Below are 13,067 nucleotides of genomic sequence, written 5' to 3' on the forward strand. Positions count from 1 at the left end.
GCGTTCGATCAGGCCCGCTGTTCTGCTCAGACCAAGAGGTCCTCGCGACCGTCCTGCTTCAGGTGGTCGACATAGGTGGGGTAGAGCTTGCTGCCCAGCGGAGCCAGCCTGAGCATGCTCGCGAGATCCCCCCCGATCTTGATTTTGCCGCGCGCCATCGCAAGCGCGAGATTGACCTTTCCCTGCCAGTAGGCATTACCGGTGTCGGCAGTCATCCGCATGGTCGCGGTCGACCTCCCGAAGTGCTCCTCGCCGAGTTCAACCACGCCGGCAGGTGCGTCTACGACCAAGAAGGCCTGCGGCTCGGAGAACTCGAAGCCGAGAACGACGCCGGTGGCGGCCAGCTTCGGACCGATCTCCGGATCGGCAAACGCCTGCTCGAAGATCCCGCCGATGTACTTGCGAACCTCGCCCGCATCCTTGAAGGCCATGTCCGTTCCTTTCCCATGGGGCAATGCCCAGCGATGCCTAATATATCTTTGATTAAATTATCTTCCGGTAAGTCGCCGAGCCTCTCGAGTGGACGCGAGTGGGGTCTGGGCGTATGGCGCGACTCCCGGGATGTGTGAGTATCATAAGCATAAGTCAACTTATGTACAAGGTCGGGGAAGCCCTGAAACGGGGCGCTCCCGGCTGCAGCCTCAACGATCATGGCTGCTGGCCGATACTCCGGATCCGATTCAGACGTTCGAGGCGCTCAGGGTTATGGGCGCTAGTCCAGCCCGCGTTTGCCCGGTGTCCAGAATGGCTTGGTCACGATGCTGCGGCGGTTCCAGCCCCGGTCTTTGGCGAGGTGGTTGCGAATCATCTGGATGGTGCGTGCTTCGCCGGCCAGGCAGGCGGCGCCGGGGGCAGCGGGCAGGTTGAGGGCAGCGGCGTCGACGAGTTGCTCGGAGGAGGCCGCCGACGCGCCGTTGCGGGTGATGCGGTCAAGGGCCGGTCGCCGGGCTGCCACTTCTGCCCGACCAACTTTGGGCCGGCGAGGCGGATACGCATCGAGGTCGGTGTGAGGTGTTCGATCTCGTCGATATGCCCGCCGGGCATCATTTGGCTGCCCAGGTCGAACAGGCCGCCGCCCACAGTCGAAGTGTCCTTGTTGGTGTTGTTCATCGTGCCTCCACTGTCACCGTTTCTGGTCGTCGTCGGTCGAGTCTGTGCCAGGCAGTTGGGGAGGTTGCCTTTTCACGCACGCGGGCTGGGTGTGAGCTTCCTTAGGCTCACTAACGGTAAGGTGGCTATCGCTCGAATGGTGGCCAATCAATACCCCGCAACGGCCAATCGGGCACGGGGCGCACGCAGTGGCCTTGGCTACGGGAAGGATCGGCGTCATGAGTGCTTCGGGGAGTGCCGATCCGGTGACGCGGATATCGTCGCCGATCCTGAGTATCGAACGCGGCGAGGGTGATGTGGACGATCGGTTCGAGACCCACTCCCATCCCGAGCACAAGCTGCTGTGGAGCGCGACCGCCACCGTGCTCGCCACCACGTCGTCACGTGACTGGCTGATCCCGCCCGGTTACGGGCTGTGGATTCCGGGAGGAGTCGAGCACGGCGGGGCCGTCCTGCGTCCCGGTGAAGGGGCGGCTATCACCTTCGCCGCCGGTCAGGGCTCCCTCGCCTGGACCGAGCCCACGGGTGTTCGCGTGGGTCCGCTACTGGGCGAGCTCATCACCTACCTGCATCAGGTCGAGCCACAGGAGCCGGGCAGGCCACACGCCGAAGCTCTCATGTTCATGCTGCTCACTCCGCAGCCTGCCCACGACATCCAGGTCTCGATGCCGACTGATCCGCGGGCTCGTGCCGTCGCCGAACGGCTGGTCGCAGATCCTGCAGACCAGCGTGAGCTCGGTGCCTGGGCCGACTACGTCCATGCCGGCGTCCGGACCCTGTCGCGGCTCTTCGTCAATGAGACCGGACTGAGCTTCGCTCGATGGCGCACCCATGTACGTATCCGAGCCGCCATCGGGATGCTGGCCGATGGGGTGGCGGTCAAGGCCGTCGCTCATGCGGTCGGTGTAATCGGTGATAACGTCGTCCGGCTCAACTCGGTGGTGCTTAGCAGCAAGGCGACCGCGATGCCGGTGCGGTCATTGCTTGCCGCGAAGTGCAGCAGTACGCGCGAGGCAGTGGCCGCGACCTGCAGGATCCCCGCGAGCCGTTCTGCTGCGTTGGCGAGGATCCGAGATAGATGTCGGCGAGCAGGGCGCCCTGGTTCGGCGCGGTGACTTCGCGTTGGACAGCAACGGGTGCGCGGGCATTGAACTCCCGCGGGCTACGCAGATCGATGGCCGTTTTGGCGGCCAGTGGGCGACAGCGGTTGGGTGGGCGTCGCCCGGTGTAGGCAGTGCGCTGCGGTGGACCGGAACGGGTGGGCCGCTTACCTTGGGTCGGAAGCCCGTCGAGATCACGGAGGTTGAGAAGGATATCGAGGTCGGTGACGGTCACATCAACTTCCTTCTGAAATGGGACGCGGTGCGGTCGAGGGCCACCACGACCACAAGCACGACCAGGACAATTGTGAGGACGTTTCCGTATTCGAAGAGCCGGAGTTGCTGGGTGAGTTCCATGCCGATGCCGCCTGCGCCGACGATGCCGAGGAGCGACGCGGCACGCACGTTCCCGTCGAGCATGAGGAGGGTGTAGCTGGCGATGGTTGGGGCGGACTGGGGCAGCAGGACCCAGCTGATGCACTGGGGGCGGGTGGCGCCTGCGGCGGCGGCCGCCTCCCACGCGTGCATATCCATGGTTTCGAAGATGTCGGCGAACAGCCGGGCCATCCCTGCCGCCGATCCGATGATGATGGCGAGGGCGCCTGCGAGTGGTCCCAACCCGACGGCGGAGACGAACAGCAGCGCCCATATCAATTCCGGGATGGCCCGGGTGATGTTGATGGATGTACGTGCAGCGTGGTGTAGCCAGGCCTGACCGAAGACAGATCGCGCGCCGCACAGCGCCCACGGCAGCGCGAGGGCGCCGCCGACTGCGGTGCCGATGGCCGCGATGGCGAATGTTTCGCCCATGAGACGGACAGCGGTAGGGAGGATCGACAAGTCGGGCGGGAACATGCGACCGACGAAGTCTGCGATATGGGGGAGTCCGTCGACGAGGGCATCCAGCGAGAACTCGGTGGTCTCCGCCGACCACAGGACAACCACGGCGGCGGCGAGGAGGCCGGCGACAGTCGGCCATGACGGACGCCGTAATGCGGCGAGGTCGGATGTCGATGCAGGGGAGAGCGGGACGCGATCGGTATCGATGGACATTACGGCGCCCCCATCAGTTCACGCTCAGTATCTGCGTAGAGAAGGTCGAGGTCGGCCGTGGTCACCGAGCCTGTGGGGCGGTCGAAGGCGAGTTTCCCGGCCCTCAGTCCCACCAGTCGGTCCGCGACATGCCGCGCCAATTCGACATCGTGGAGATTCAGCACTGCGGTCAGACCTTCGATCCGCGCCAGTCGCACGATGTCGTCGATGACGCCGCGCGCGAGGACGGGGTCGAGATTGGCGACCGGCTCGTCGGCCAGTAGCATGTCGGGTTGCTGTGCGAGCGCGCGGGCGATCGCTACGCGCTGACGCTGTCCACCCGACAGCGCGTCGGCGCGCTTGCGGAGTTGGTCCTCGAGACCGAGTCGGCGGATGCTGTCGACGGCGATCTCCCGATCGCCGCGGCGTACGTAGTGCAAGAGGCTCGGCAGCGACCGCTGGTAGGCGAGGCGCCCGATCAGTGCATTCGACAGCACTGTCGCCCGATCGACGAGCTGGAACTCCTGAAACACCAACCCCACTCGTGCATGCGCTCGACGCTTGGCGCCTCGACGCAGCGTGCGATGGTCGACTCCATCGTGCAGCACCCGCCCCGAAGTCGGGGCCGCCAGGCCCGCGAGACAACGCATGAGCGTCGACTTCCCGGCCCCACTACGACCAAGCACTGCGACGATCTCGCCCTGCGTCACCTGCACGGATATCTCGTGTAATGCCGTGGTGCCATCGGAGTATCGATAGCTCACCGCATGGGCCTCCACCCGGGGCACGCCGGTTTGTATCGACGTCATTTCCGCGACAACTCCGCGAGGTCCACACCGAGTTCGGCTGCGGCGTCACGGAAGATTGCGAAATCGCTGTCCTGGGCCTTGTCGAATCGGGTTGCCCCGACCACTCCGAGGGCCGCTGCGTTTTTGCCGCCAACGAACGCGCGCACGATGCCCTGCCCCAATGCTGGATCGAGGTCCTTTCGTGCAATTACTACGAGTGAGACTGGAATCGGGTCGGACTCGGCGACGATCGCTTGTTGGGTGCCGTCGATCACCCCCTTGTCCACCATCGTCTGGTAGGACGATCGCGCGTCGGCGGCACAGTCGACCGAGCCCTGCTTCACGGCGAGCTCGGCGGTGTCATGACCGCCGGCGTAGATGCCCTCGATGTCGGTTTCCGGGTCGATCCCTGCACGCTTCAGCAGGAGCTTGGGAATGTAGTTGCCACTGGTCGATCCGGCGTCGACGAACGCAACCTTGCGCCCACGAAGATCATCGATCGAGTTGATGCCGACGCCTGTGCGGCATACGAACACTGAACTGTAGGCGGCGCCCCTCGCCACCACGAGCGGCTCGACACCGGCGACGGCCTGGGCGAGCGGCGTCGGAAACGGGCTGAACATGGCCACATCGATCAGTCCGGACCGCATGGCCTCGACGATCGACAGGTAGTCGCTGGTCGGCTTCACCTCCACAGTCTTGCCCGTTCCCGCGGCGATCAGCAAGGTGAGAGGCTCGAACTTTGCCTGCAGGTTCGCGTTGGCCTCTGAAGGGGGCAGCCCCACCTTCAGCACATCGGGCGCGTTGCCTTGTGTGGTGTCACCACAGGCGGTGACACCACACAGGATCACCGCGCAGGCAGCAGCGGCCAAGTTGCGGCGCAGTACCGGGTTGATGCTCACGGGCGGGCCTTTCCGAAATATGTCCGAGGTAAGTGCCCGAATATTCATCTAGACAAGTTTCTTCGGCGAAACTCAGAAGAATCCGGGCAGTGAATGCCATCTGAACAGGTATGACTCGAGTAGGATGCGAGCTGGATCGGCTAAGCGAGACCTCTAGACTAAATGGATGCCGAGCAAGATCTCCACGAGCCGGGTGCCGCTCTACCGACAGGTGCAGGACGTCCTATTACAGCGACTCGACAGTGGCGCACTGCTCCCGGGCGACCGGCTGCCACCCGAGACCGACCTGGCCGCTGAGCTCCGCGTAAACCGGCTCACAGTCCGCCAGGCGATCGGAGAACTGACCCGAGCCGGTCGTCTGGTCGCGCGGCAGGGGTCGGGTACGTTCGTCGCGCCACCGCCTCAGCACTTTCCCATCGAACTCGCCCCCAGCTACATCAACGACGCCGACGGTCTCAGTGAAGCCTTCAGAGCCGTCGGCCGCACGCTGACGGAGTCGCTGGTGGCGAGCGAGATTGTGCTCGGTGGCAGCGCGCCACAGGTCGAGAAATACCTGCCAGGAAGCCGATTACGGCGAATCGACTCTGTACTCGAAGTCGACGGCGAACCCTGGTTCGCGAACTCGCTGTGGATGGATGACCGACGGTTCGCTGGGATCGAACGACACCTCCAGGACGGCGTCTCGCTGTACACAGTCTGGCGTGACGCCTATGGCGTACGAATGAAGGCAGCCTGGCGTTCATTCGCCGCAGCGGCAGCCTCGCCGCGCGTATCGGAAGTGCTCGGCGTGCCTGCGGGTGCACCAGTGCTGCTGCGCGACGGCCTGAACCTCGATGGAGACGGCACCCCTACCGTGTACATCAACCGCTCCTGCCGCGGCGATCGTGTGCAGTTCGTTGCGAACTACCTGCATTAGATTGATCCACAGATGTCAGTTCCCGCGCCCGGGGCGGCGATGCACATGCCACATCCAATGGGCATCGGGTCACCGGGCTATGAATGCCCTGGTCAACCCGGAGCACCGCCTATGTGTGACGGGCCAGTTCGAGGATGTGTTCCGGTTCTGTCCGTTGGAACAATCGATTGGCAGCTGCGCGAGGAACCGGCACGCTCGGTTTCGCATGCTCCGTACTCGTTGGGCTTTCGACGGAGGCGGTAGAACGTAGCGAAGCGGAAGGTTTTGGCACATAACATGAATTCGCCAGAAGTAGAAGCCGATGGGGCCAAGCTGCGGTTGGACCCGAACGACCCGAGCTTCATCCTTGATCCTTATCCAACATACGCTAAATTGCGTGACGGATGTCCCGTCGCCCACAGTGCGCAGTTCGGCGGTTTCTGGATGTTGAGCCGGTACGCCGACGTAAAGGAAGCGGCGCGGGATCCTGAGCTGTTCACCTCGTCCCAGGGCGTGACATTGCCCCCGATCGGCAATCCCATGCCGTTCCTGCCGATCGAATTAGATCCGCCGGAACACATTAAATACCGGCGCGCGCTGCAGACATGGTTCTCGGTGCGGGCTATGGAGAAACTCGAACCGGAGATCCGCGAGGCTGTCACCGGGCTTATCGACCAGTTCATCGACCGCGGCGAGGCCGACTTCAGTGGTGAACTCGCCGGACCGTTGCCGCCCATCGTCATCGCGTTGCTGCTCGGTCTACCGCGAGAGGACTGGCCGCGATTCCGCGATCAGGCCGAGAAGTTGGTCGCGGCTGCGGAGGAGGAGGATCAGGAAACCAGCGCCGCGGTCGGCTTGGAACTGATGGGATAGCTGCACGGACAGATCGAGGCCCGGCGGGAGGCGCCGACCGACGATATCCTGCCTATCTCGGTTATCTGGCTGATCGAAACTACTCACCGAAGACGGTGCGAGCCTACGGCTTCGACCTTGTGATATTCGGCCGTTGGTTGCTCAGCGAAGGGCTCGGTATCGAAGATGTAACCACACCGGTGCTGCTGCGATTTCTGGCTGCGTGCCGAGCGGCGCGGCTTCCGGGACAGCCAGGGGCCCGAACGTGGTGGACCTGGCGGGTCACCGGTTGGACGGATACGCGGCAGCAACGGTGAACCGGCGGCTGGTGGCGGTGTCGGGGATGTTCGCCTTCCGCGCGATGCGCGACCCAGCCCTGCGCAGTCCGGTGCCGAAAGGCCGTGAAGCCCAGCGGTTCGTGCCTGGTGAGAAGATCGGTCTGCTGGCACATCTGGCCCGCAAGACACGCCCACGCTCAGCACTGCGGGTGCGGGAACCGCGGCGGCTGCCACGACCATTAGCGACCTCTAGGGCAGCCCGGTTGCTGGCGAGTCTGCGGACATGGCGTGACCGCGCGATCGCCGGCTGATGCTCTACTGCGGCCTGTGATCATGCGAGGTGCTCGCGCTGGAGGTCGCCGATGTCGACATCGGGCGGGGCTGGATCCGGGTCTGGGGCAAGGGCGCCAAAGAACGCGCGGTCCCGCTCGACACAGATCTGGCCCGCGTGATCCAGGGTTACCTGCTCGTCGAGCGACCCGAATTGAGTTCGGCGCGTTTGTTTCTGGTGTCCAAAGGTTCGAACCGGGGCCAGCCGCTCACCTCTGCCGGGCTGCGGACGATCTTTCGTTACCACCGGCAGCTCTCCGGTGTCACCGCCGGGCACCCGCACGCGTTGCGGCATTCGTTCGGCACCGCACTGGCCGAGGCCGGGGTCGATCTGTCGGTGATGCAGGCACTGCTCGGTCACACCCATGTCGACGCCACCGCCCGCTACATCCATTTGACCCCGAAGCGGGTGAAGGAGGAATTCGATGCCGCTCGCGCACGTATTCGCCGCCAGGAGTGACGCCGACGACATCCACCACACCTACCTCGCCGAACTCGCGCGCACCGGCCGAGGCAGCGCCCCCTACTACAGCTCGGCGCGCACGTTCCTGCAGCATTGGCCCAACCCGCAGGACTGGGCGAGCGAACCACTCGAGCTGCGGTTGTCGGCGAACTCCTCGACGCGGCCGTTCGTCACGTTCCTGATGCTGCACGACTATCTCCGGCCCGGTTACGACTACCTGCTCGAACGCAAGATTTCGAGCCTCTGGCGCGAGATCGACGCGTCTCCGATCGGAGGCGACCTTGCCCGATTCCTTTCCACTGCACGAGAACTCGGATTCAGCCAACGGGTCCGCACTGCGACCGGGTCCCAGGCGCCGGCGCGGCTGTTGATCCAGACCGGGCGCCGACTGCACCAGCTCACCGTCCCCGATCTCGACGAGTTCGCCGACGCCTGTCGCGACCGCCGCGATCGCACCGGCAAGGGCTGGCACCACTACAAGGCCGCCCTGGTCTGCACCCACCTGGTGTTGTTTCACCTCGGTGTCCTGCCCGAACCGCCACGTCGCGGCGGGCCCTGGGACTTCACGGTCCGTCTCGACGGCATCACCCCGGCGATCGCGGAGCGATGATCGACTATCTCAACGCCAAACGCGGCACTTGCACCCGCCACACCGTCTCCAGCATGGCCACCCGGCTCACCGGGTTCGGCCGGTTCCTCACAGACCTCGACCCCGCCCTGACCCGGCTGACACTGCTGGACCGCCGCCGCCATATCGAGCCCTGGCTCGCGAGCTTGGTCGATGCGGTGAACAGCAAGACCGGCAGCCGATCGGCGTCGCCGACCACGCCCGCCGCGTCGTCGCGGTCAACACCTTCCTCACCGAGATCACCGAATGGGGATGGACCGACGCACGATGCCGGAAACTGGTGTTCCGCAACGACGTTCCCTTCCTGCCGGAACCGCTGCCACGCTACATCCCGGTCGACGCCGACCGCCGCCTCGCCCAAGCCCTGCACTCGAGTGACCACGAACTCGCCGCCTCGGCGCTGCTGCTCGCGCGAGCCTGCGGCCTGCGGATCGGGGAACTGCTCGACCTCGAAATCGACTGCCTCCACGAGATTCCCGGCGAAGGAGCCTGGCTGAAAGTCCCACTCGGAAGACTCGACACCGAACGCATGGTCCCACTCGACGACGAAACAGTCGAACTCATCGACCGGATCATCGAAATACGCAGTCCCGGAAGACCTGTACCGCACCCACGCACCGGAAAACCGGCCCAGTTCCTGTTCACCCACCACGGCGGACGACTCGCCCAGCAAGCCGTCCGCCTCGAGCTCGGCCGCGCTGCAACCATCGCCGGGATCGGGCACGTCACCCCGCACCAACTGCGCCACACCTACGCAACCGCCCTGGTCAACGCCGGTGTCTCACTGCAATCGTTGATGGCGCTGCTCGGGCACGTGTCCGCGCAGATGAGCTTGCGCTACGGGAAACTGTTCGACACCACCGTCCGCACCGAATACGAACGCGCCCTCACCCTGGCCAAGGACCACCTCACCGCGCTGCCGACCACACCCGCCGGCACCAAAGCCCTACCGTTGGCCGACATCACCGGCGGCCGGGACTGGACCGACACCCCAGTGTTGAAATCACTTCTCGCCGGGGGCTTTTGCCTGCGCGCATCGGCCCAGGGCGCCTGTCCTTACGCCAATATCTGGAATCGGCGATCGGGCTCTACAGACCGAGTTGATCGACCGGCACACCGGCACTCCACCCATTCCCGACCAGCTACCCACCATCGCCGGCCGCACTGGCATCGACCTCAACCCCCTCGACGTCACCAACGACGAGGACATGGCCTGGCTCGACAGTCTCGTCTGGCCCGAACACCACGCCCGCCGCGAACGTCTCCGCCACGCCGCCGGGATCGCCCGCGGGACTATCTCGCTAAATCCACAGTCCCGTTTCCGGATCGCTCGGCGTCAGTCGGGGCGGCCCTCGGATAGCGGAGTCGCTGCTGGGTACGGAACTACGCGGAACCGCCGATTTCTACGCCGGTCGTTCCCATACCTGGAGACGAGTCACGGAAACCGGCAGTGACCTGTGGGTTATCGGAAGTTTTGCCGGTTATCGGATTTATCGGTGCTTAATATAAGCGGCGTGGCGGGGATTCTCGGTTTCTCCTACGCGGACGCCGGCGCTCTGGTCGGCGGTCTGGTCGGCGGCTTCACGCCTGCCGGATTCGTGGGGTCCGCAGTATTATCGGGCACCTTGGCCGGTGTCGGTGCCGTAATGGACGGCCGCGATATGAGCGGTGTGCTCACGGAAGCAGGCGTCGCAGCGATCGGTGCGGCCGGCGGTGGATGGGCCGGCGGTGAGCTGGCGCGGGCGGGTATGAAATTCGTGGCGCCACGATTGGCGAAAGCCGCCGCCGACGGCGCGAGCGGGGGCCTGCAGAAGATCGGGCTGGAGGCCGCCGAGACCGTGCTGGGTACAACCGGTCGGTACGACGCCGGCCTGATTCCCGCGGTGGCCGCGGGATTCGCGGGATTCTGGGCCACCGATCAGGGCAAGATGCTGACCATACCCACGGTCGATATCGGCAATGGTGGCTGTCCGGTGGAAATGCGGAGTCTGCAGATGCCCGCCGAACTCGTCGGCACTGTCGGTGATATGTACCGGAAACTCCCGGCCTACCTGTGCGATGTGTGGCGCTGTTTCGGTACCGGAAATCAGCCGACCACGCCGACGGTGAAATTGCCCGTCCGCGTGACCGCTGAGGAAACCGCCGGTATCCCCGCCTACGCAGCGAAAGTCGGAGAGTTCAATACCATGATCGACGGTTTCGTGCGCCTGGATCGCCAGGTCCTGGATCTCGTTGCGGCCGGTGTCAAGGACATCGATGAGCAGGGCCGGCTGGCGGTGAGCCGGCTCATAGAAACGGTGAACAAGGACGCGGGAACCGCGCCACCCAGCGGGAAATCGCTGGAAACCTACGCACTGGACAGAGCGAACAATGCTTTCGCGGACGGCCGGGAGATCCTGTCCCAGGCGATCGTCATGAGCCGGGGCGTGGCCGGCGATGTGGACCAGAACACCGACCGGATGAACCGCCCGCCCGAAACCCCTGAGCCCGAACCAGAAGGTCCAGGAGGTCCCGGAGGCCGGTGAGAAGTATGTGTGGTGGACGGCCGGTGGCCGGGCGGCCAGGAGCCTCCGGCCGGCCGCCAGGTCCTCATCGATCGCGGCTTGCCACCGTCGCGGATTGCGGCGGCGGCGCTCACGCGCTGCGGCGAGCCCGGACAGCAGCGGGCCCAGCCAGGCGTCCGTGGCCCGAGCAGGTGGGACCTTCAAGTTCTGGCTGGTGCTGTCGCCGTGGATTCGGCGTGTGATCGCAATATCGTGAACCCGTCACCGACGCAGCCTGCCCGTGCCGCGCGGCTCCCCGGCGAGAGTCGGAGTGAGAAGGCAGCACCCGCATTTTCGACGGACGCGACAGCTACTACCACCTCGACCTCACCCGCTGCGGGGCCGCGCCGACCGAGGCCGCGGGCGCGCTACACCGGAACTCGCCCCGCTGCCGCAACGTGCTCTGCCGCCTCCCGCCCGCCCCGGACTGCGAGGCATTGCTTGCCGGTGCGTGCTCTGGTTCGGTGATGCACACGGAGCAGCAGTGTTTCGACCCGGTCGGATGCCTGGATGGGTCAGTGCGGCAGGTCGTGTGTGTGCGCCTTCGTATCAGGCGTGGACGGCCGGCCGGAGGTAGGGCGGTTGTCCTTCCTCGGCTTCCATCTCCTGGGCCCTGTGGACCAGGTGCTGCAAGCAGCCTCGGCCGACGCCATATGTGGCTCGGGTCAGGCGGCGCGTCCGGCGGCGGGTTCGCCGAGGGCCTGCTCCCGCAGTGTGGCCAGGATGCGGGTGAGGATGCGAGAGGCCTGCATCTGGGAGCAGCCGATCGTCGCGCCGATCTCTCGCTGGGTCTTGTTCTCGAAGTAGCGCAGGATCAGTACGCGGCGGTCGTCTCGGGGAAGTTGCGCGAGTAGTGGTCGCACCGCCGCTGCGTCCTCGAGTAGGCCGTAGCAAGGGTCGATGCTGCCGAGCCGGTCGGCATGGGACAGCGCGAGGTCGCCGCTGTCGTCTTCTGCGCCGGGGGCGGCGTCGAGGGGTTCGGAGGTGTAGCCCTTGGACGCGATCAGTGCCTGGGTGATCTCCTCGACATCGGTGTCGAGTGCGGTGGCGAGGTCGCGGGCGTTGGGGGTGTGGCCCAGTTCCTGCATGAGCAGAGGTGTGGTGGCGGTGATCCGGCCGCGGAGTTCCTTCAGTCGGCGTGGGACGCGGATGGCCCAGCTCTGATCGCGGAAGTAGCGGCGTACTTCTCCCATGGCCGTGGGTACGGCGAAGGAGACGAATTTGGTGCCGGCCGCGGGATCGAATCGGTCGACGGCGTGGACGACGCCCATGCGCGCGGTTTGTTGTAGGTCGTCGAAATCGATACCGCGGCCGGCGTAGCGGCGAGCGATGTGGTCGGCCAGTGGCAGGCAACGCCCGATGATCTCGTCGCGCAGTTCGGCGTGGTGGGGGTCGGCGGGGTCGAGGGCGGCGAGTTCGCCGAGGAGGGGTTCGATTCCGTCGTAGGTGTCGCGGCCGCGGTCGGCGCGGCGGGCGGACGGCGACGGGGCCGGTCGGATGCTGCTGGAGTGTGCTGTCACGGGGAGTTCCTCACGTGCAGATGATCGAAACTGTGCGCGTCTGTGCGCGTCCTGCCGATATGGGTGCGATCTGCCACTCTCGTGTCGGCAAGGAACAATGAATCGGCTCTAGGCCGACGGCGAATTCCAGTGCGGATATGGGACGTGTGATTCCGCCGGGGATGGGTGGCGCCGGTATGTAGGACACGGTCGCGGGCGCGGATGAGTTCCCGCTGGAGCCGGGCATCGAGGTCATGCGGTCGCGGTCGGGTGGTGTCGCATGATCTCGTCCCACCAGTCGGCCAGCGGGCTGGGTTCGGGCCAGCGCACTACCGGTAAATTCGCACCTGCCGCGGTCGCGGCGGTATCGCTCCGGACGGTAACGGGTTTGCTGTTCATCAGGCTGTTCTCCTGTCGTGCCCGCCGGACGCGGGACTCGCGGTGTTGCGCTCCGGGCGTTTTCGAGAAGGACCCGACCGGGCCGGTCCTGGTGCCAACCGGTCCCCGCAACGGCCCGGCTGCCTGCCGGTCGGGTGTGACGGCCGGCGGGCGGTTGTCAGAAGTAGCCGGCCTGGCCGCTGGAACGCGCGGAGCTGATTCCTCGGCCGACAGCGCCGCCGTTATGGGCGGGACGACGATATCGGCGG

Annotated in this window: 16 protein-coding genes and 2 pseudogenes; 10 read left to right on the top strand and 8 right to left on the bottom strand. The window is 65.6% G+C overall.

The window, feature by feature from the left end; all coding sequences use genetic code 11:
- Positions 1 to 26 precede the first annotated feature (26 nt).
- Together IEY68_RS12705 and IEY68_RS12710 are read right to left on the bottom strand one after the other, a co-directional pair.
- A complete protein-coding gene (locus tag IEY68_RS12705) occupies positions 27 to 431 on the bottom strand; it encodes an SCP2 sterol-binding domain-containing protein (RefSeq protein WP_058854291.1) in 405 nt (134 codons plus the stop codon).
- 281 nt (positions 432 to 712) lie between these two features.
- A complete protein-coding gene (locus IEY68_RS12710; RefSeq protein WP_058854290.1) occupies positions 713 to 955 on the bottom strand; it encodes an SIP domain-containing protein in 243 nt (80 codons plus the stop codon).
- Positions 956 to 1,775: 820 nt separating this feature from the next.
- Between IEY68_RS12710 and IEY68_RS36110 the strand changes: the two are divergent.
- Positions 1,776 to 2,003 (top strand): annotated as a pseudogene (locus IEY68_RS36110) (helix-turn-helix domain-containing protein); the annotation flags it as partial.
- On the opposite strand, the gene IEY68_RS36115 reads toward IEY68_RS36110, so the two are convergent.
- The 4 genes from IEY68_RS36115 to IEY68_RS12735 form a co-directional block, all read right to left on the bottom strand.
- Positions 2,003 to 2,179, bottom strand: a complete 177-nt coding sequence (locus IEY68_RS36115; RefSeq protein WP_229718760.1) for a tyrosine-protein phosphatase — start codon at positions 2,177 to 2,179, stop codon at positions 2,003 to 2,005. The pseudogene IEY68_RS36110 and the gene IEY68_RS36115 sit on opposite strands and share 1 nt — an antisense overlap.
- A gap of 262 nt (positions 2,180 to 2,441) precedes the next feature.
- Positions 2,442 to 3,263, bottom strand: coding sequence for a phosphonate ABC transporter, permease protein PhnE (gene phnE / locus IEY68_RS12725; protein WP_058854288.1), 822 nt, complete (start codon positions 3,261 to 3,263; stop codon positions 2,442 to 2,444).
- Positions 3,263 to 4,051: a phosphonate ABC transporter ATP-binding protein gene (gene phnC, locus IEY68_RS12730; RefSeq protein ID WP_058854287.1), complete on the bottom strand. Its 789-nt coding sequence runs from the start codon at positions 4,049 to 4,051 to the stop codon at positions 3,263 to 3,265. Before phnC ends, phnE begins: the two co-directional genes overlap by 1 nt.
- Positions 4,048 to 4,932 carry a phosphate/phosphite/phosphonate ABC transporter substrate-binding protein gene (locus tag IEY68_RS12735; RefSeq protein ID WP_058854286.1) on the bottom strand — a complete coding sequence of 295 codons (885 nt, stop codon included), beginning with the start codon at positions 4,930 to 4,932 and terminating at the stop codon, positions 4,048 to 4,050. The genes phnC and IEY68_RS12735 overlap by 4 nt, the downstream gene beginning before the upstream one ends.
- A 166-nt stretch (positions 4,933 to 5,098) precedes the next feature.
- Here IEY68_RS12735 and IEY68_RS12740 point away from each other — a divergent pair, with 166 nt between their 5' ends.
- The 9 genes and pseudogenes from IEY68_RS12740 (at position 5,099) to IEY68_RS12765 (ending at position 10,903) form a co-directional block, all read left to right on the top strand.
- Entirely contained in the window at positions 5,099 to 5,848 is a 750-nt protein-coding gene (locus IEY68_RS12740; RefSeq protein ID WP_058854285.1) for a GntR family transcriptional regulator, read from the top strand.
- Positions 5,849 to 6,124: 276 nt separating this feature from the next.
- Positions 6,125 to 6,700: a cytochrome P450 family protein gene (locus IEY68_RS12745; protein ID WP_156426118.1), complete on the top strand. Its 576-nt coding sequence runs from the start codon at positions 6,125 to 6,127 to the stop codon at positions 6,698 to 6,700.
- A 95-nt stretch (positions 6,701 to 6,795) separates the two neighbouring features.
- A complete protein-coding gene (locus tag IEY68_RS36120) occupies positions 6,796 to 6,996 on the top strand; it encodes a hypothetical protein (protein ID WP_229718745.1) in 201 nt (66 codons plus the stop codon).
- A complete protein-coding gene (locus tag IEY68_RS36125; protein ID WP_058854283.1) occupies positions 6,945 to 7,268 on the top strand; it encodes a hypothetical protein in 324 nt (107 codons plus the stop codon). The genes IEY68_RS36120 and IEY68_RS36125 overlap by 52 nt, the downstream gene beginning before the upstream one ends.
- 29 nt (positions 7,269 to 7,297) lie before the next feature.
- Positions 7,298 to 7,747: a tyrosine-type recombinase/integrase gene (locus IEY68_RS36130; RefSeq protein WP_058854282.1), complete on the top strand. Its 450-nt coding sequence runs from the start codon at positions 7,298 to 7,300 to the stop codon at positions 7,745 to 7,747.
- Positions 7,713 to 8,360 (top strand): hypothetical protein, encoded by a 648-nt coding sequence (locus IEY68_RS36135; protein ID WP_058854281.1) that lies wholly within the window; start codon positions 7,713 to 7,715, stop codon positions 8,358 to 8,360. Before IEY68_RS36130 ends, IEY68_RS36135 begins: the two co-directional genes overlap by 35 nt.
- A 298-nt stretch (positions 8,361 to 8,658) precedes the next feature.
- Positions 8,659 to 9,165: pseudogene (locus IEY68_RS36140) on the top strand (tyrosine-type recombinase/integrase); the annotation flags it as partial.
- 286 nt (positions 9,166 to 9,451) lie between these two features.
- The gene (locus IEY68_RS12760) at positions 9,452 to 9,832 is read left to right on the top strand and encodes a DUF2332 family protein (protein ID WP_267886568.1); all 381 of its coding nucleotides are present in this window, start codon (positions 9,452 to 9,454) and stop codon (positions 9,830 to 9,832) included.
- Between the two features lie 60 nt (positions 9,833 to 9,892).
- On the top strand, positions 9,893 to 10,903 hold the full coding sequence (locus IEY68_RS12765; RefSeq protein WP_058854279.1) for a hypothetical protein: 1,011 nt from the start codon (positions 9,893 to 9,895) through the stop codon (positions 10,901 to 10,903).
- Positions 10,904 to 11,586: 683 nt separating this feature from the next.
- Here IEY68_RS12765 and IEY68_RS12770 read toward each other — a convergent pair.
- Together IEY68_RS12770 and IEY68_RS12775 are read right to left on the bottom strand one after the other, a co-directional pair.
- Positions 11,587 to 12,441 (bottom strand): SigB/SigF/SigG family RNA polymerase sigma factor, encoded by an 855-nt coding sequence (locus IEY68_RS12770; RefSeq protein WP_229718747.1) that lies wholly within the window; start codon positions 12,439 to 12,441, stop codon positions 11,587 to 11,589.
- 231 nt (positions 12,442 to 12,672) lie between these two features.
- Complete coding sequence (locus tag IEY68_RS12775) at positions 12,673 to 12,819, bottom strand: hypothetical protein (RefSeq protein WP_156426117.1); 147 nt, start codon at positions 12,817 to 12,819, stop codon at positions 12,673 to 12,675.
- Positions 12,820 to 13,067 lie beyond the last annotated feature (248 nt).

This window comes from Nocardia jinanensis, from assembly GCF_014645735.1.
GTDB classification, from domain to species: Bacteria; Actinomycetota; Actinomycetes; order Mycobacteriales; family Mycobacteriaceae; genus Nocardia; species Nocardia jinanensis.